This window comes from Luteibacter sp. (genome assembly GCF_036499525.1).
Taxonomy (GTDB): domain Bacteria; phylum Pseudomonadota; class Gammaproteobacteria; order Xanthomonadales; family Rhodanobacteraceae; genus Luteibacter.
Genome location: NZ_DASYDO010000065.1, coordinates 68,883 through 85,970, shown reverse-complemented (window position 1 = coordinate 85,970; position 17,088 = coordinate 68,883). Strand labels below are relative to the sequence as shown.

Annotated in this window: 12 protein-coding genes; 8 read left to right on the top strand and 4 right to left on the bottom strand. The window is 64.7% G+C overall.

Annotation, left to right across the window (positions count from 1 at the left end; genetic code table 11):
• Positions 1 to 778 (bottom strand): 30S ribosomal protein S2 (rpsB, locus tag VGM71_RS13145; RefSeq protein WP_331545842.1); only part of this gene is annotated, 778 nt, incomplete at its 3' end.
• Between the two features lie 351 nt (positions 779 to 1,129).
• Here rpsB and map point away from each other — a divergent pair.
• The 6 genes from map (at position 1,130) to VGM71_RS13115 (ending at position 11,185) form a co-directional block, all read left to right on the top strand.
• The gene (gene map / locus VGM71_RS13140; protein ID WP_331545840.1) at positions 1,130 to 1,897 is read left to right on the top strand and encodes a type I methionyl aminopeptidase; all 768 of its coding nucleotides are present in this window, start codon (positions 1,130 to 1,132) and stop codon (positions 1,895 to 1,897) included.
• A gap of 156 nt (positions 1,898 to 2,053) precedes the next feature.
• On the top strand, positions 2,054 to 4,675 hold the full coding sequence (gene glnD / locus VGM71_RS13135) for a [protein-PII] uridylyltransferase (protein ID WP_331545838.1): 2,622 nt from the start codon (positions 2,054 to 2,056) through the stop codon (positions 4,673 to 4,675).
• A complete protein-coding gene (dapD, locus tag VGM71_RS13130; protein ID WP_414675130.1) occupies positions 4,569 to 5,489 on the top strand; it encodes a 2,3,4,5-tetrahydropyridine-2,6-dicarboxylate N-succinyltransferase in 921 nt (306 codons plus the stop codon). Before glnD ends, dapD begins: the two co-directional genes overlap by 107 nt.
• Positions 5,490 to 5,492: 3 nt before the next feature.
• Positions 5,493 to 5,846: a Spx/MgsR family RNA polymerase-binding regulatory protein gene (locus tag VGM71_RS13125; RefSeq protein WP_331545836.1), complete on the top strand. Its 354-nt coding sequence runs from the start codon at positions 5,493 to 5,495 to the stop codon at positions 5,844 to 5,846.
• An 11-nt stretch (positions 5,847 to 5,857) separates the two neighbouring features.
• On the top strand, positions 5,858 to 6,985 hold the full coding sequence (gene dapE / locus VGM71_RS13120) for a succinyl-diaminopimelate desuccinylase (RefSeq protein WP_331545834.1): 1,128 nt from the start codon (positions 5,858 to 5,860) through the stop codon (positions 6,983 to 6,985).
• A 93-nt stretch (positions 6,986 to 7,078) separates the two neighbouring features.
• Positions 7,079 to 11,185 (top strand): dermonecrotic toxin domain-containing protein, encoded by a 4,107-nt coding sequence (locus VGM71_RS13115; protein ID WP_331545833.1) that lies wholly within the window; start codon positions 7,079 to 7,081, stop codon positions 11,183 to 11,185.
• An 18-nt stretch (positions 11,186 to 11,203) separates the two neighbouring features.
• Here VGM71_RS13115 and VGM71_RS13110 read toward each other — a convergent pair whose 3' ends face one another.
• Complete coding sequence (locus tag VGM71_RS13110) at positions 11,204 to 12,016, bottom strand: phosphodiester glycosidase family protein (RefSeq protein WP_331545831.1); 813 nt, start codon at positions 12,014 to 12,016, stop codon at positions 11,204 to 11,206.
• A gap of 103 nt (positions 12,017 to 12,119) precedes the next feature.
• On the opposite strand from VGM71_RS13110, the gene VGM71_RS13105 reads away from it, so the two are divergent.
• Positions 12,120 to 12,608 (top strand): 8-oxo-dGTP diphosphatase, encoded by a 489-nt coding sequence (locus VGM71_RS13105; RefSeq protein ID WP_331545829.1) that lies wholly within the window; start codon positions 12,120 to 12,122, stop codon positions 12,606 to 12,608.
• Between the two features lie 120 nt (positions 12,609 to 12,728).
• Here VGM71_RS13105 and parC read toward each other — a convergent pair whose 3' ends face one another.
• The gene (gene parC / locus VGM71_RS13100) at positions 12,729 to 14,969 is read right to left on the bottom strand and encodes a DNA topoisomerase IV subunit A (protein WP_331545827.1); all 2,241 of its coding nucleotides are present in this window, start codon (positions 14,967 to 14,969) and stop codon (positions 12,729 to 12,731) included.
• A 223-nt stretch (positions 14,970 to 15,192) separates the two neighbouring features.
• Positions 15,193 to 16,023, bottom strand: a complete 831-nt coding sequence (locus VGM71_RS13095; protein ID WP_331545825.1) for an endonuclease/exonuclease/phosphatase family protein — start codon at positions 16,021 to 16,023, stop codon at positions 15,193 to 15,195.
• A gap of 142 nt (positions 16,024 to 16,165) precedes the next feature.
• On the opposite strand from VGM71_RS13095, the gene VGM71_RS13090 reads away from it, so the two are divergent.
• Entirely contained in the window at positions 16,166 to 17,041 is an 876-nt protein-coding gene (locus VGM71_RS13090; RefSeq protein WP_331545823.1) for a patatin-like phospholipase family protein, read from the top strand.
• Positions 17,042 to 17,088 lie beyond the last annotated feature (47 nt).

Genomic DNA, 17,088 nt, shown 5'->3' with positions numbered 1-17,088 from the left:
CCGCGCCGGCGCGCTTCTTCTTGTCCTCGCCGGCCACCGGGTTGCCGTCGGCGTCGAGTTCGACGAACTCGTCGTCCTGGCGGCCCACGATCGGCGAAGCGGCCTTGCCTTCCAGCACCGCGTCGGCGGCGGCGCGCGCGTACAGCTGCACGGCGCGGATGGCGTCGTCGTTGCCCGGGATCGCATAGTCGACCAGCGCCGGATCGTAGTTGGTGTCGACCACCGCGACGACCGGGATGCCGAGCTTCTTGGCTTCCTTGACCGCAATGTCCTCGTGGCCGATGTCGATCACGAACAGCGCGTCGGGCAGGCGGTCGAGGCCCTTGATGCCGCCCAGCGACGCGTCGAGCTTGTCGCGCTCGCGGCGCAGGGTCAGCACCTCGTGCTTCACGAGCTTCTCGAAGGTGCCGTCGGTCTCGGCCGACTCCAGCTCCTTCAGGCGCGACACCGACTGCTTCACGGTGCGGAAATTGGTGAGCGTGCCGCCGAGCCAGCGCTGGGTCAGGTAGGGCATGCCGCAGCGGGTGGCTTCTTCCTTCACGGAGTCGCGCGCCGAACGCTTGGTGCCGACGAACAGGATCTGGCCGCGCTTCTGCGCGATCGCCGACAGGAAGTTCATCGCGTCGGTGAACAGCGGGACGGTCTTCTCGAGGTTGATGATGTGGATCTTGCCGCGGGCGCCGAAGATGTACGGAGCCATCTTGGGGTTCCAGTAACGGGTCTGGTGACCGAAATGGACGCCGGCTTCCAGCATCTCGCGCATGGTGACTTGTGCCATGGAATACTCCTGGGCGAACCGCCTTGGCGGTTCTATGGGGGTTGGGACCTCCACGTATCCCCGGCTTCGACCCGACCTGGACAGGACGGGCACCCCGAAGACGGTGCCGATACGTGTGTGGCGTTAAAGCGATTCCCTCGCGCCGGGCCAAGGGTGGCGCCGTGCGGTTACAATCGCGCTTGGATTCACCGCCGTGGCCACCCTCTGGATGGCTGCGCCGGACAGCAAAACTCGCTAATTGTAGCCCGCGGGGCCGCCCGGCCGCAAGCCGAGGCTGGATATCCGGCAGGGGCGCCGCCACCTCGGGTGGCAGGCCCAATCCCCTGAAGGGCAAAGGAAAAGAGAGATCGTATGCCAGTCGTACCCAAGACCCCTGAAGAGATCCAGGCCATGCGCGAGGCCGGCCGGCTGGCCGCCGAGGTGCTGGCCATGCTGGTGCCCCACGTGAAGCCCGGCGTCACCACCGAGGAACTGGACCAGCTCGCCCACGACCACATCGTGAACGTGCAGAAGGCCATTCCCGCGAACGTGGGTTACCGCGGCTACCCGAAAACCACCTGCACGTCGGTCAACCACGTGATATGCCACGGGATTCCGAGCCCGGCCAAGGTCCTGAAAGACGGCGACATCGTGAACATCGACGTCACCGTGATCAAGGATGGCTGGCACGGCGACACCAGCCGCATGTACTTCGTGGGCACGCCCGGCGTGCTGGCGAAGCGCCTGGTGGAAACCACGTTCGAGGCCATGATGAAGGGCATCCAGGCGGTCAAGCCGGGCGCCACCCTCGGCGACGTGGGCGCCGCGATCCAGAAGCACGCCGAAGCCGCGGGTTTCTCGGTGGTGCGCGAGTACTGCGGCCATGGCATCGGCAAGGTCTACCATGACGAACCCCAGGTGCTGCATTACGGCCGCCCAGGCACCGGCATGGAACTGAAGCCGGGTATGACCTTTACCGTCGAGCCGATGATCAACGCCGGCAAGCCCCAGACGAAATCCCTGCCGGACGGCTGGACCGTGGTCACCAAGGACCATTCCCTGTCCGCCCAGTGGGAACACACCGTCGCGGTGACCGACGACGGCTTCGAGATCCTGACGCCCTGGCCCGACGCCGCGTAGGAGCGCGCCCTGCGCGCGCGACAGAAGTTCGGCTCAGTCCGCGGTTTTACGCGCCAGCTCCGAGGTCCGGCCTCAAAACATGTCGCGCGCAAGGCGCGCTCCTACAACGAGGGTTTGGTTTTGACGCTGCCATCGCTACCGCGCCTTCCGAAGGTGGTGCCCCGTTCGGGTGTGTCGCCCGAGGCGCGGCGGTCGCTTCGCCAGTTGCTGGGCGACGTGGATCGCGCGCTGGCGGTTGCGTTCCAGGAAGGCGATGACGCCTCGGCGCTGGCTCGCCGGCGTGGGGAGATCGTCGAGCGCATCGTGCTCCATGCGTGGCACGCCAGCCTCGGCGATGGCGTGGAGGCGGCCCTGTTCGCCGTGGGCGGTTTCGGTCGTGGCCTGTTGTTTCCACGTTCCGATGTCGACCTGCTGGCGTTGGTCGACGAAAGCACGCCCGTCCTGGCGCGCGCCCTGGAACACTTCTTCGCCTGCCTGTGGGATATCGGGTTGAAGCCCGGCCACGCGGTACGCACGGTGGAGGAATGCCGGGAACTGGCCATCCAGGACGCCAGCGTCTTCACCAGCCTGCTGGACGCGCGGCGCCTCGTGGGCCAGCCGACCCTCGGCAATCGCCTGCGCGGCATCCTCGACGACGCCGCGATCTGGCCACCGCGCGCCTATCTGGGCGCACGCCTCGCCGAGCGCGATGCCCGCCATGCCCGTTACGACGATACGGCGCAGAACCTCGAGCCCAACCTCAAGGACGGCCCCGGTGGCCTGCGCACCCTCGACGCCATCCGCTGGCTGGGCCGGCGCCTCGCGAACGCGCCGGATTTCGACGCCATGGTGGCCGAAGGCCTGCTCGAACCCGTGGAGGCCGCGCGATTGACCCGCGCGGAGGAAACGCTTCGCCGTTACCGCTACGCGCTGCACCTGGAAGCCGGACGCGCCGAGGAGCGGTTGCTGTTCGACTACCAGCGCGCGCTCGCCGCGCGCCTCGGTTTCGAGGACGAACACGCGAAGAACCTCGGCGTCGAACAGTTCATGCAGGGCTACTACCGCGCGGCCACGCAGATCGAGCGCTCCGGCACCCAGCTGGTGGAGCGCTTCGAGGAAATGCTCGATCCCGTGACGGAACCGCAGCCGGTCGGCAGCGACTACGTCCGCTACGGCTCGCGCATCGCGCCGCGCAATCCGCACCTGTTCGTGCGACGGCCTTCGTCGCTGGTGGAAATTTTCATTGCGCGCCTCGACGAGCCGGGCATCACCGGATTCACCGCGGAAACCATGCGCCGCATCCAGCACGCGGTGTCCCAGCATGGCGAATCGCTGGCCGACGATCCGCAGGTGCTCGGTTCGTTCCTCACACTGCTTCGCCGCGGCGCGGCCGCGGTGGACGCACTGTGGCGGATGAACCGGCACGGCCTGCTAGCGGCCATCCTGCCAGCGTTCGGCAAGGTGGTCGGGCGCATGCAGTACGACCTCTTCCATGTCTACACCGTGGACGAGCACACGACGCGTGTGCTGCGCACCGTGGCGCGCTTCGCCGATCCGGCGGCGCGGCGTGAGTTTCCCATCGCCTGTGAGGTGTGGCCGCACCTGGAAAAACCGGAACTGCTGCTCCTGGCCGCACTGTTCCACGACATCGCCAAGGGGCGAGGCGGCGATCACTCGGTGCTGGGTGAGGAGGAAGCACGAGCCTTCTGCACGCGCCTGGGCCTGCCGGAAGAGCAGGTGGAACTGGTCGCCTGGCTGGTCCGCCACCACCTGTCGATGAGCACCACCGCGCAGCGCCAGGACATCACCGATCCGGAGGTGGTGCACCGCTTTGGCGCGGAAGTGGGCGACTGGGAGCACCTCGACCATCTCTACCTGCTAACGATCGCCGACATCATCGGCACCAGCCCGAAGCTGTGGAACGCCTGGAAGGACCGTTTGCTCGCGGACCTTTATACGGCTACGCGCTTCGCGCTGCGCAGCGACCTCACGCCGCCCGCGCATTTGGCCGTGCGCGTGCGCGAGTGTCGCGAGAAGGCGATGGCCGTGCTCTCGGCCGAGCACATGGACGCCGGGGACATCGCCGGGGTCTGGGCAGAGTTCCCCGAATCGAGTTTCCTGCGCCATCGTCCTGAACAGATCGCATGGCAGACGGCCGCCATCCTGCGTGCCCACGGCGCGACACCGCTCGTGGAAGTGCATCCGTTCTCCGTACGCGGCAGCACCGAACTGTTCATCTACACGCCCGACAGGGATGGCCTGTTCGCCACGGTGACGGCGGTGCTGGATCGCCTGCGGTTTTCGGTCATGGAAGCGCGGGTCCTCGTTTCCAACACGGGGAAGGCATTGGATACCTTTCTTCTGCTGGAATCGGATTCGCAGGCGCCGGCATCGCTACAGCGAGCCGAAGAGTTGCGCGCGCGAATGTGCCACGCGCTTGCCCAGCCGGCGGGCCACGGTCCGGCCAAGCGAACCCTTTCGCGCCACCTGCGCCATTTCCAGATGGCCCCGCGCATTGAATTTGTCGATGCAGGCGAGCGCACGCAGCTAGCGCTCGTATGCACCGACCGGCCCGGCCTGCTTGCCGCCGTGGCGCAGGCGCTAGCCGAAGCGCAGGTGCGCGTGCATGATGCGCGCATCGCCACGTTCGGTGAACGTGTCGAGGACTTTTTCCAACTTACCGATCGCAGCAATGCGCCGCTCTCGCCCGATCGCCGGGAGATCCTGCGGATGTGCCTGCTGCGCCACATCGGTTCCGAAAGCCCAAGGACGTCAGATCATGCAGATGCAAACGCTTGAATCCCTTATCGACGACGCTTTCGAGCGCCGTGCCTCGCTTACCCAGACCGAAATGGAGGGCGATTTGCGCGAAGCCGTTGAGCAGGTACTCAACCTGCTCGAATCCGGCGAGCGCCGCGTGGCCGAACCGGACGGCGAAGGCGGCTGGACGGTCAACGCCTGGCTCAAGAAGGCGGTGCTGCTGTATTTCCGCATGAACGGCAATCGCGTGATGGATGGCGGCCCGTCCAGCGCCTTCGACAAGGTACCCTTGCGCTTCACCGGGGGAGACACCACCGAGTACGCGAACCTTGGCGCGCGGGTGGTGCCGGGTGCGCTGGTGCGCCGTGGCGCGCATATCGCGAAGGACGCGGTGCTGATGCCGAGCTACACCAACATCGGCGCCTACGTGGGCGCCGGGACGATGGTCGACACCTGGGCCACGGTGGGTTCCTGCGCGCAGATCGGCGCCAACGTGCACCTGTCCGGCGGTGTTGGCATCGGCGGCGTGCTGGAACCTCTGCAGGCCAACCCGACCATCATCGAGGACGGCTGCTTCATCGGCGCGCGTTCCGAGGTGGTGGAAGGCGTAGTCGTGGAGAAGGGCTCGGTGATCGGCATGGGCGTGTTCCTCGGGCAGTCCACGCGCATCTACAACCGCGCCACGGGAGAGATCAGCTACGGCCGCGTGCCGGCGGGCAGCGTCGTCGTGTCCGGCAGCCTGCCTGCGAAAGACCGCAGCCACAGCCTCTACGCGGCGGTCATCGTAAAGCAGGTGGACGAGAAGACCCGTGCAAAGACCGGCATCAACGAACTCCTGCGCAGCGGCGACTGAGCCATGACGATCACGGTTTACGGCTTGCCCGCCTGCGACACATGCAAGAAGGCACGTAACTGGCTAACCCGCTTCGACGTGGCGCACGAGTTCATCGACTACCGCGCGCATCCCGTGCCTTCGGCCACGTTGAAAGCATGGGCGGAGAAGCTCGGCGGGTGGGAGATGCTGGTGAACAAGGCTTCCACGACGTGGCGCACCTTGCTGCCGCAGCGCAAGGACCCTCGTACGGATCCGGAGTGGACCTTGCTGTTGAAGGAGTATCCGGCGTTGATCAAGCGGCCGGTGGTAGTGGATGGGGACGACGTCTCCGTCGGCTTCACCGATAACGCCTTCAAGAAGCGGTTCGGCAAGTGAGCGGGTCTTCGATGTCCGCCGTTCTGGCTCTTGCGCGCGACCTCATCCGCCGTCGCTCCGTGACGCCGGACGACGCCGGTTGCCTGCCGTCGATCGGGGCAAGGCTGGAACGCCTTGGCTTCCGCATCGAGCACCTCCGCGTCGGCGACGTGGACAATCTCTGGGCGACGCATGGAAGCGAGGGTCCGGTGCTCGCTTTCCTCGGCCACACCGACGTGGTGCCGAGCGGGCCGGAAGATCGTTGGGCGTCACCACCCTTCGAGCCCACCGAGCGCGACGGGCTGCTTTATGGCCGTGGCGCGGCGGACATGAAGGGCTCGGTGGCAGCGATGGTCGTGGCGCTGGAACGCTTCGTCGCCGCGCATCCCGGCCATGCCGGTACCGTCGGCCTGCTGCTGACCAGCGACGAGGAAGGCGTGGCGCTGCACGGGGTGCGAGAGGTCGTCGGGCATTTCGAGCGCACCGGGCAGCGCATCGACGCCTGCGTGGTCGGGGAGCCGTCGGCCAAGGCGAAGCTCGGCGACCTGATCCGCGTGGGCCGGCGCGGGTCGCTATCCGGCACGCTCACCGTGCGTGGCGTCCAAGGCCACGTGGCTTATCCGGAAAAGGCCCTCAACCCGATCCACGCGTTCGCCCCGGCCCTGGCCGCATTGACCGCGGAGCGCTGGGACGAGGGCAATGCCGATTTCCCCCCGACGTCGTTCCAGGTGTCCAACCTCAATGCCGGTACAGGCGCCAACAACGTCATTCCCGGCGAACTGGTGGCGCTGATCAACTTCCGTTTCTCCACGGCGAGCACGGCCGATGGCCTGCGCGAACGGACCGAAACCATCCTGCGGGCGCATGGCGTGGATTTCGCCATCGACTGGCAGCTTTCAGGGCATCCTTTCCTCGCACCGCCCGGCGGCCGCCTGCGTGGCGTCGTGGTCGACGTGTGTCGCGACCTTTGCGGCATCGATCCCGATCAGAGCACCGGCGGCGGCACGTCGGATGGTCGCTTCATCGCACCGATGGGTGCCGAAGTGATCGAGCTGGGTCCGGTCAACGCAACGATCCACAAAGTGGACGAGTGCGTGTCGATCGCCGACCTCGAACGATTGCCGGATCTCTATGAGGCGATCTGCCGACGGATGCTCTGACGGCCCACATATCTGACGGACGATTCCTATAGTTTGACGAAGGCGTAATCGCAACACTCCCATGCTCGCCTCGAGATGACGCAAGGGAATGTCGTGAAAACAATCGCACAAGGAACGTTGATCGCGCTGATGGCCGGCAGTGTTTGCCAGGCATCGGCCACGGTAGCGGGCATCATGGAGCTCGAATCGGGTCCTCTGGCGCGGCTGGTTCCGAGGGAAGAGACCGCAGCCGATGTCCCGGTCCCGGAGGGTGTCGAACGCTTCAATCAAGCGCTCGACGACATCAGTAGAGTGGTGTTGGAGAAGTACCCCACGTTCAGTTCCGCATCGAAGCGGATTCTGACTGATGTGATGTTGCGCGAATCTCCGGGCCTTTCGAAAAACATCGACGTTGAAAACGTGTACGTGACGACGTTTCGCGAAAATGTCGACGGTACCCGGGACATCCGGTCGTCCATACCTTTGACCGACCTTTACCGGGAAGCCATTCTCCATGGGACGGTGCCGGTGTTTCTGCCGGACGAAGCCGGCGTCTTCGTCCGGCCCGGTACCCTGGCGGCCGATGAGCGGGTAGCGGGGTTGTCGGACCGGTCGGGTATCCTGAGGGTGGAGAAGGCCCTCGAAACCTATCGCGATTTCCGGTTCCATTGGCGAAGGCTCGTCGACACGTTCTGGGAAGAGCGACTTCCGGTCTACCAGAATGCCGCCGAAGCACAGGCGCCGATGCGAAAGGAGTGGCTGGCTCGGATGCTGGGGGCGCTCCGGCGGCTGGAAGTCGACCTGTTCGTGAAAGAAGGCTGGATGGATGCGGATGCCTCCGCACTCCTTGGCCGGGCGCTGTCGAAAACCTCGCTAGCCGACCCCGCGCGCCCAGGTGTGACCGGCATCGAGATCGTCGACGGAGCTTCCAATGACAAAGCTGGGCCAGCTGGCGCGGCCTTCGTTTCGGAGCGACCCTGTCCGGCGTTTCCCACTGGCGACTGCGGCAAGGTGCTGTTGCTTTCTCCTGGCCTGCCGACAAGGCTCTTTGCCAGTGTCGGCAAGCTGAACGCCTGGTTGGGACAGACCTCTGGCGACAGGACCATCGTGCGGGCGCGACACGACATCGAGGATATGCCGTCCTGGATGGTGACCAGCATCCTGGAGCGGCGTTGGGAGAACGCCGTGTGGGCATTGGAGAACCTCGCCTCGTCGGACATGGATGTCGTGGATGCCACCATGGCCATCGACATCCATGGCGACCTCGGTGCCGACGTCGATCAGGCGAAGGTCATCGAAGACTATAACCGCCGAGTTGCCCTCGACCTGCTCATGCCGATGGCTATTGCGAACGGCACATCAGGGCAAAAGACCGAGTGGCGAGCGACTATCGGGAATTACCTGAAGCTGCTTCGCCAGACCGGCGACGAGCTCGCGGCCGGTCTCGGAAAGCTGTACGACGTTCGCGCCCAGGCGCGGACGATATTGGCGGGCTTCATGAAACCAAGGGGCCTGACCGTCAACGATCCCGACAAGGTCGCTGTCGTCCATTGGACGCATGCGGGCTACGCGGGTGGACCGCCATCCCGGTCGGTCGACCCGATAAGCGGCATCCTGAACAGGATCGATGCCTCCGGCACCGCCTGGACAGGCCGGAAGGTGACGCTCACCGATATCGCACTCGAAAACCTGGACTTCGCAAGTTTCCTGGATACCAGCGAAGGTTTCGAATTCTTCGGCATGGATGGCACGCCACTGAAGGGTTTTTCGTTCGCTACGATGTACAGCCTCGTGCGCGAGGCAAACGTGGGCCAGAGATACCTCGATGCCGTCAACCGGTTCGAGGAAGGCGTAGACATGAATGCGTTCGCCTTGCTCCTTGCCTCCAGGATGACGCTTGAACTTGTCCAGGACGCGGCGCGGCCGGCATCGCTCCTTTCCGGAGAAACCAAAACCCGGATACTCAGCGCTCTGGCGAATCCCGGTATCCCGGCGCGCTTGCCTGTCCACCAGATCATGATCGGCATCGCGACGGTGGGCGGTGGCGTCCTGCTCTTCGATACCGGATCGGACGGCAAGACGGCCTATGTTCTCTATACACCGCGTGCACCGGACGGCGTGCACTTCCGGCACTTCGGTGGCCAGGACGACATGGCGCACCTGGTCAGGACAGACAAGGCCTTCCGCACTTATCTGGTGTCGCTCGTCGTCTCCGGTGAACGGGCGGCTGCCGAGGAACTCCTCGCCCGCGGCGGAGGCAGCGACGTCACGATTGCACCGATCCCCGGGAATTTCCTGGTGGCCTCGGGCCGCGCGCTCTTTGCCGAGTTGCGCAACGGATCCCGGCATATTGCCGTATCGACACAGCGGCGGGACGTGCTGCAGGTGGCGGACGGCCTGCGGACGGCGGGGAATGCGATGAGCATGCTCTTGCCTTTGCCCGGCCTTCTCGAAGCCGGGTTCAACCTTGGCGACGCAGTCAGACAGTTCGTGCAGGGCGATACGAAAGGCGGCTTTCTGAAGGTGGGCGAGGCGGGCCTGAACATCGTCTTCGATCTGCCTCCGCTTCGCTTCGCCCGTCCGATCGCAACGCTGGGCAAGTTTGCAAGACACTTGCGGCTGGCGCGGACGACGCTGGGTAGCGGGGGCCGCCGCATGATCGCGCCTTCATCGCGTGCACTGCTGCTCCAGCGACCGGCAAGTGACGATTTCGACGCCATCGTGCGCAGGTACGAAGTAAGCGGCATCCGTACGGATACGATGCATTCGCCGTCGCGGGGCATCTTGCGTGAAAGCGACGGCCAGGAATATGTGCGCATCGATAGCCACGTGTTCAAGAGCCGGACGGTGACCAAGCCCGATGGCACCCAGGAACGCATCATCTACAACCCCACGAATGCCGGCGATACGCGGGTCGTCACGTTCTCGAACGAGACATGGAATGTATGGCCGGCACCACGCCTGCTGGGAGGCAACCGGTTCAGCTGGAGCGATCCCCGCTGGGGCGAGGGCATCCTTAAGGGCATCCAGAATCCGGGAGAGAACAGCAGTATCACGGTCGATCTCGGCGGATACCTGACGGAAATCAAGTTCGACCTGACCGTATGCAAATGGCGCACGCCATTCGGTGGGGGAAATCATCTCGAGTACGACGACGCCTTGCGTGTCTGGAAGGAAAGTGTCCCAGTCCCTGGCGCGAACGGCGCGCCGCCCCTGCCGCCACGGCCCGCAAGTGATGCAGAGCGGATCGATGCGCTGAGACAACTGGGCATCAGCCGGGCGCCCACCGCGTGGCCTCGGCCTCCCCGGATCTCCAGGAACGAGGTGCCGAAGGAAATCACCCAGATCTGGCTAGGCGACCAGAAAGCACTCTACGTGAGGAAGCTCGACCACAACGGCCTGGAATTGCCATCGCACATCGAGAACATGAGCGCCAGCGTGGCCCGGTCCGGACTGAAGGGCTACAAGACGACGCTCTACGTTCTGCTCGACGACAAGCGGCCCGAGCTTCTTGAGGCATTGCGCAAAGACCTGCCGGGCGTGACAGTCGTGAACCTGGAAACGAACGACATGTTCGTGGAGTTCAAGGCCTCCAGGTACTTCGAGGCATTCGATTTCTTCCGGCAGGCGGGAGGCAACCGCAACCTGCCTGCCGCCGCCGATGGCTTGCGCTACTTCATCCAGTACAAGAAAGGTGGGCTGTACCTGGATACGGACGACAGGCTGACGGATGAGTTCACCCGCACCCGGCTACTTGCAGCAAAGGATGAAGTACTTACCGGTCCTCCCGCCAGCAACTACGCGCTAGGCATGGACGCCGAGTACAACACCAACGCCTTTGCCTCGCACGCGAGGAACCCGTTCTTCATCGACCTTCTGGACGAGCTGGTCCTGCGTTTCAGGGCGAACCGGCCGGCACTTACCGACCGCCCGTACGCAGTGGGCGAACGCTCCGATCCGGGTTTCGGGAAGTACATGACCACGATTTCGAGGACCACGGGCCCCGGGCTTTTCAATGACAAGATGCGGAACCGTTTCCCCGAGGCCACGGCGTATGCGAACGCCGTAGGCGACGACGTGGACCTTCAGGCGCACGAGTGGCTGATCAACGTTCCATTCCTAAGCTCTCACACCGACATGGCGGGCGCGAGGGAAACCTACGCGCGGCTCACCGATCTGGTCCAGGTTGGCAATAACCATGCGTGGCGCGAGACGCGATAACGACTACGGGCGCCGGGTTTACCGGCGCTTCGGAAAGACAGCGACCATGCCCGCGTAGGGCTTGGTCATGAAGGCCGGGGCGCCGACGTACCCCTGGGCTGGCGTGTAGACCTGGGAGATCGTGCCATCCAGGAACAAGGCGTCGCGACAGCCGATGCTGTCGCGAAACAGGCGGGCGAAGCTATGGAAGTTCACTGGTGCACGGCTGACGACGAAGACCACCTCGTGCGGTGACTTCGCGCAGACGCCGCTGCGCCATTTCATGCTGTCGGAGCCATCCTCAAACTGCGTATTGATCTCGCCGTCGATCACCAGCATGGGTCCGGACTGCGTGGCCCAGCGGGGCTTGCGAGCCTCGGCGCGGAAAGCCCCGCTCGTGCGTACCTGCGCGCTGCCGTCGTCGTACACCGCGAAGACACCGTTGGGCAGGAGGGAGAAATTGCCCGAGCGCGGGTTGCCGTGCGCGAGGTTGAGCGGCACGATGGTCTTGCCGTCTTCCACGTAAAGACCCAGCGGCCTGAACTCGCGGTCGTAGATGCCCGCATTGGTGGCGAAGGCCAGCGGGCGGCCCTTGCCGGCGGTCCACGTCTTCAGCGCCTCGAGGCCGCCGAAGGGCTGGCCGTTGTCGGGGTTGTGCCAGTACAGTTCGATGTCTTCGCTGCGTGTGTCGACGGTGACGGTGAAGTAGGACTGGCTGTCGAAGACGACGTCGCGACCGTTCACGGCATCGGCGGAGTTGGCACACCCCGCCGCGACCACGGCGAGTACGCCGGCGGCGAGGATGCGGAGGGCGGTGAGACCGAACGAGCGGGAAAAGAGAGGATGGAGCATGCTGGGATGTTCGCCGGGGGCGGCGGGCAGTGCAAGGCCCGATCGGGCGGTTTCCGGGCGCAGGGCGTAAACTCCCTGGTTTTTCCTCTCCATCCCCATCGCCATGCCTTATACGCCCATCGTCGCCACCCTTGGCTATGTCCTGTCGCCGGACGGCAAGAGTGTCCTCATGATCCATCGCAACGCCCGCCAGGACGACATGCACCTGGGGAAGTACAACGGGTTGGGCGGCAAGATGGAGCCGGGCGAGGACATCGCCTCATGCATGCGGCGGGAGATCCGCGAAGAGGCAGGCATCGAATGCCTGGAGATGAGCCTGCGCGGCACGCTGAACTGGCCGGGCTTCGGTAAGCACGGCGAGGACTGGCTGGGTTTCATCTTCGTGGTCACGCGGTTCGAGGGGGCGCCACTGACCTCGAACCACGAGGGCGCCCTGGAATGGGTACCGGTCGAAGCGCTGGACAGCCTCCCCATGTGGGAAGGCGATCGCCACTTCCTGCAGCTGGTCTTCGACACCGATCCACGGCCGTTCCACGGCGTGATGCCCTATAAGGACGGCCGCATGGTCTCCTGGAACGTCACGCGGTTGTAGGAGCGCACCTTGTGCGCGACATGTTTTGAAGCCGATCCTGCGAGCTGGCGCGCCAGCTTGCCAACCGGGGCGAAAACATGTCGCGCGCCTGGCGCGCTCCTACAAAAATGCCGATGAAGGTCAACCGGTCGTCTCGATCCGCTCCACGCGCCGCAGCCCGCGCGGCAACACGCCGCCGCGGGTGGCGCGGCTGCCGCCGTATTCCACGAGGTCCGCCCACTTCAGCGTGAGCTTGCGCTGCCCCGCGTAAAGCGTGACTTCGCCCTTGCCTTCGGTGACGACGGCTACGCCGACCACGCGCTCCTCGCCCGAGGCCAGCTTCGCCTTCGGAATCTCGATGAGCTTGTTGCCCTTGCCCTTGTCGAGTTCCGGCAGCTCGGCGACGGAGAACATCAACAGATGACCTTCGCCCGTCACGACCACGATGCGATCGCGTGACGGATCGGCGGTGATCGCCGGGGTTACCACACGTGCGCCGTCGCTGAGCGAAATGATCTGCTTGCCCGCCTTCTGCCGCCCCGTGAGCGCCTCGAAGCGGGTGACGAAGCCATAGCCGAAGTCGGTGGCCAGGATGATGCGGGTATCGTTGTCCGCAGCCACCAGCGCGTCGAAGCGCGCACCCGCCGGGGGGCTGAAGCGGCCGGTGAGCGGCTCACCGTTGCCGCGTGCCGAAGGCAGCGTATGCGCCGGCGTGGCATAGGCACGGCCCGTCGAGTCGATGAAAGCGATCTGCTGCGTCGTACGCGCGCGGGAAATCGCCAGCAGGCTGTCGCCGTCGCGGTAGGACAAGGCTTCGCCGTCGATTTCGTGCCCCTTGCCGGCGCGCACCCAGCCCTTCTGCGAAAGCACCACGGTGACCGGCTCGGAAGCGACCAGCGCGCTCTCGTCCAGTGCCTGTGCCACGCTGCGTTCGATCAGCGGCGAACGGCGTTCGTCACCGTATTTCTCGGCATCGCCGCGCAGTTCTTCCTTGATGAGGCCCTTGAGCTTGGCCGGCGACTTCAGCAGCACGTTGATGCGGGCGCGCTCTTCCTCGAGCTTGTCGCGCTCTTCGTTGATCTTCATTTCCTCAAGCCGGGCCAGCTGCCGCAGCTTGGTTTCGAGGATGTAGTCGGCCTGTTCCTCGTCGAGGCGGAAGCGGGCGATGAGCACCGGCTTCGGCTCTTCCTCGGTACGGACGATGCGGATCACCTCGTCCAGATTGAGGAAGGCGATGCGCAGCGCCTCGAGCATGTGCAGGCGGCGTTCGACGCGACCCAGGCGATGGTTGAGGCGGCGGGTGACCGTATCCGTCCGGAAGCGCAGCCACTCGGCCAGGATCATTTTCAGATCCTTGACCTGCGGACGGCCGTCAAGGCCGATCATGTTCAGGTTGATGCGGAAGCTCTTCTCAAGATCGGTCGTGGCGAAGAGGTGCTGCATCATCTCGTCCACGTCCACGCGGTTCGAGCGCGGCACGAGCACAAGGCGGATGGGGTTCTCGTGGTCGGATTCGTCGCGCAGGTCTTCCAGCATCGGCAGCTTCTTCGCGCGCATCTGCGCGGCGATCTGCTCGAGGATCTTCGACGGGGAGACCTGGTGGGGGAGGGCGGTGATGACGATGTTGCCGTCGTCGCGCTCGTAAACGGCCCGCGCGCGGACCGAGCCCGTGCCGTTCTGGTACATCGCCAGGATTTCCTTGCGCGGCGTGATGATCTCGGCCGTGGTCGGATAGTCCGGTCCCTGCACGTGTTCGCACAGGTCGGTGATCGTCGCATCCGGATCGTCAAGAAGGCGGATGCAGGCGGTGGCGACTTCGCGCAGGTTGTGCGGCGGGATGTCGGTGGCCATGCCAACGGCGATGCCCATCGAGCCGTTCAGCAGCACGTGCGGCACGCGAGCGGGTAGCCAGGAGGGTTCTTCCAGCGTGCCGTCGAAGTTCGGTACCCAGTCGGTGGTGCCGTGGCCCAGCTCGGAAAGCAGCACCTCGGCGATGGGCGTGAGGCGGGACTCCGTATAGCGCATGGCCGCGAAGCTCTTCGGATCGTCGGGCGAACCGAAGTTGCCGTGGCCGTCCACCAGCGGGTAGCGGTAAGAGAACGGCTGGGCCATGAGGACCATCGCCTCGTAGCAGGCCGAGTCGCCGTGCGGGTGGAACTTGCCGATGACGTCGCCGATGGTGCGCGCCGACTTCTTGGGTTTGGCGGTGGCGCCGAGCGCCAGTTCGCTCATGGCGTACACGATGCGGCGCTGGACCGGCTTCAGCCCGTCGCCCACGAAGGGCAGGGCGCGATCCAGCACCACGTACATGGAATAGTCGAGATAGGCCCGCTCGGCGTACTCCTTGAGCGGGATCTGTTCGTAATTGGCTTGCAAATTCATGGGTTTGTGCATCCGGCAGGCGCGCCACGGCGCGTCGATAACCGGACGATGTTGCCAGAAAGGCGTCTCAGGAGCGAAGACTCCTCAGTTCAGCGGTTTGCCTGCGTCCACGTCCTTGACGAACTTGACCAGTCCGGTGAAGTAGGTTTTCTGATCGTCGTACATCGCCAGGCGCGACATCGGCGGCTGGCGCCCCCACGCGAGATTTCGCGGCTCTCACACCTCAGAGGTCGAAATCGGCCTGCACGGGGAAGTGGTCCGACGGATAGCGCCCATCCTTCGAGGTCGTGACCGTCTGCACGGATGTGGCCGACACACCGCTGGAGAGAATCCAGTCGATCCGCTTGTTAGCCTTCCCGGTGAAGTCGTGGAAGGTTTCGGCCGGGCCTTCGCGCTTCGGCGCAGTGTCCCATGCGTCCTTCAGCGACGCCGTAATCACCTTGTGCGATTCGCCGTCCGGCCCGGTGTTGAAGTCGCCGGTGACGATCACCGGCACGCCCTTGGGCAGCTTGGCGATCCATGCGGCCAGCAGCCTGGTGCAGCGCGTGCGGATGTCCTCGTCCTGGTCGCGATAGGGCAGGTGGGTATCGAGCAGGTAAAAGCGCCTGTGGTCGGACAGCCGTTCGAACAGCGCCCAGTTGACCATGCGCGGCATGATGTTGCCCCAGGTCATGCTGGCCGGCTGGTCGGGCGTGTCGGAATACCAGAAGTCGCCGGACTTCACGAGCTTCAGGGCGTCCTTGCGATAGAAAATGCCCATGTGTTCGTCGGTGTGCTTGCCATAGCGGTCGCGACCGAACCAGGTGTATTCCGGCAGGCGCTCCACGGTGTCGTCGCCCTGCTGCTTATACAACTCCTGCGTGCCTATCACATCGGGATGCATCTGGCGGATGGTGTCCGCGAACAGGTCGCGCCGGAACTCCCAGCCGTTCGGGCCGTCCTTGCCGGTCATCGTGCGGACGTTGAAGGTCATGACCTTCAGGTCCGCGGCAACGGAAGGCAACGCGAACGCGGCGAGGGCGAGGGCAAGGGCGATTCGGGAGAGACGAGTCATGAGTACCGGCTTCTGCTGAACGGACGTCCCGACTATAACGGCGCGCGGACGCCATTGTTGTGACCAGTCCACCAGGTCGCAAGAAAATGCCTTCAGTCTCATGCGATGCTCCTGTCCTCCACGAAGTCATCAAGGAAGACACATGCTCGGCAGGTTCCAGGAATTGCAGTCTTACGACTTCGGCGATGCGAAGACTCTGGTATTCGCCGGCGGTGGAAACCGGTGCTGGTGGCAGGCAGGAGTAGTCCGGCAGTTGCTCGATCGCGGATGGCGGCTCCCTGGACAACTCATCGGTACCAGCGCTGGTGCTGCCGTAGCCGCATCATTCCTCGTACAAGGTGACGAGGCGGCTCTCGAAGCCTGCCAAAGGTTGTTTGCGGGGAACCCAAGGATCGTTGACTGGTCGGGCCTCACCCGGTTCAAGCTGAAGTTTGCGCATCAGCGGGTCTATCCGGCATGGATAGATGCATTTATCAACGCAAAGACGTTCGATGCGCTACGCCGATCATCTTCGCGGCTCATGGTCGGACTGACGCGACCGGCGCGGCTTCTGGGGACGAGTGGATCCGTCGTCGCGGGAACACTCGCATACCTTGTCGACAGATATTTATGGAACAGCATCCATCCGCGGCTTCCTGCCTGGATGGGCCTGCGGAAGGACTTCATGGTGCTGAACGACTGTGCCGATCTCGAGTCCGCGCAGGCATTGCTCATAGCCGCCGCCTCTGCGCCTCCGATCATGTCGGCGCGCCCGGTGGGTGGGGCGCATGCCATCGATGGTGGCTACACGGATAACGCCCCGATTCCTCTGCAGACCGATGCCGAGCGTTCGAGCACGCTGGTACTGCTTACCCGTCACTACCCTGGATTTCCACCACTGTTCCAGTGGGCAGGCCGCACTTACTGGCAACCTAGCCGGCGCATTCCCGTATCGACCTGGGACTGCACACCGAGGGCGACGGTGCGCGATGCGTATGACCTGGGAACACACGACGCTGCAAGCCTCCTGGCTAAGTAGTGAGCTTGTGGCCTGCCACACCCGGGGCATCGCAAGTATCATCGGGT

Excerpts from the sequence above, each read along its gene's own strand:
- dapD (WP_414675130.1), top strand. The coding sequence starts at position 4,569 with ATGCGCCGCTCTCGCCCGATCGCCGGGAGATCCTGCGGATGTGCCTGC.
- map (WP_331545840.1), top strand. The coding sequence starts at position 1,130 with ATGCCAGTCGTACCCAAGACCCCTGAAGAGATCCAGGCCATGCGCGAG.
- VGM71_RS13125 (WP_331545836.1), top strand. The coding sequence starts at position 5,493 with ATGACGATCACGGTTTACGGCTTGCCCGCCTGCGACACATGCAAGAAG.
- VGM71_RS13090 (WP_331545823.1), top strand. The coding sequence starts at position 16,166 with ATGCTCGGCAGGTTCCAGGAATTGCAGTCTTACGACTTCGGCGATGCG.
- VGM71_RS13105 (WP_331545829.1), top strand. The coding sequence starts at position 12,120 with ATGCCTTATACGCCCATCGTCGCCACCCTTGGCTATGTCCTGTCGCCG.
- VGM71_RS13110 (WP_331545831.1), bottom strand. The coding sequence starts at position 12,016 with ATGCTCCATCCTCTCTTTTCCCGCTCGTTCGGTCTCACCGCCCTCCGC.
- parC (WP_331545827.1), bottom strand. The coding sequence starts at position 14,969 with ATGAATTTGCAAGCCAATTACGAACAGATCCCGCTCAAGGAGTACGCC.
- VGM71_RS13095 (WP_331545825.1), bottom strand. The coding sequence starts at position 16,023 with ATGACTCGTCTCTCCCGAATCGCCCTTGCCCTCGCCCTCGCCGCGTTC.
- dapE (WP_331545834.1), top strand. The coding sequence starts at position 5,858 with ATGTCCGCCGTTCTGGCTCTTGCGCGCGACCTCATCCGCCGTCGCTCC.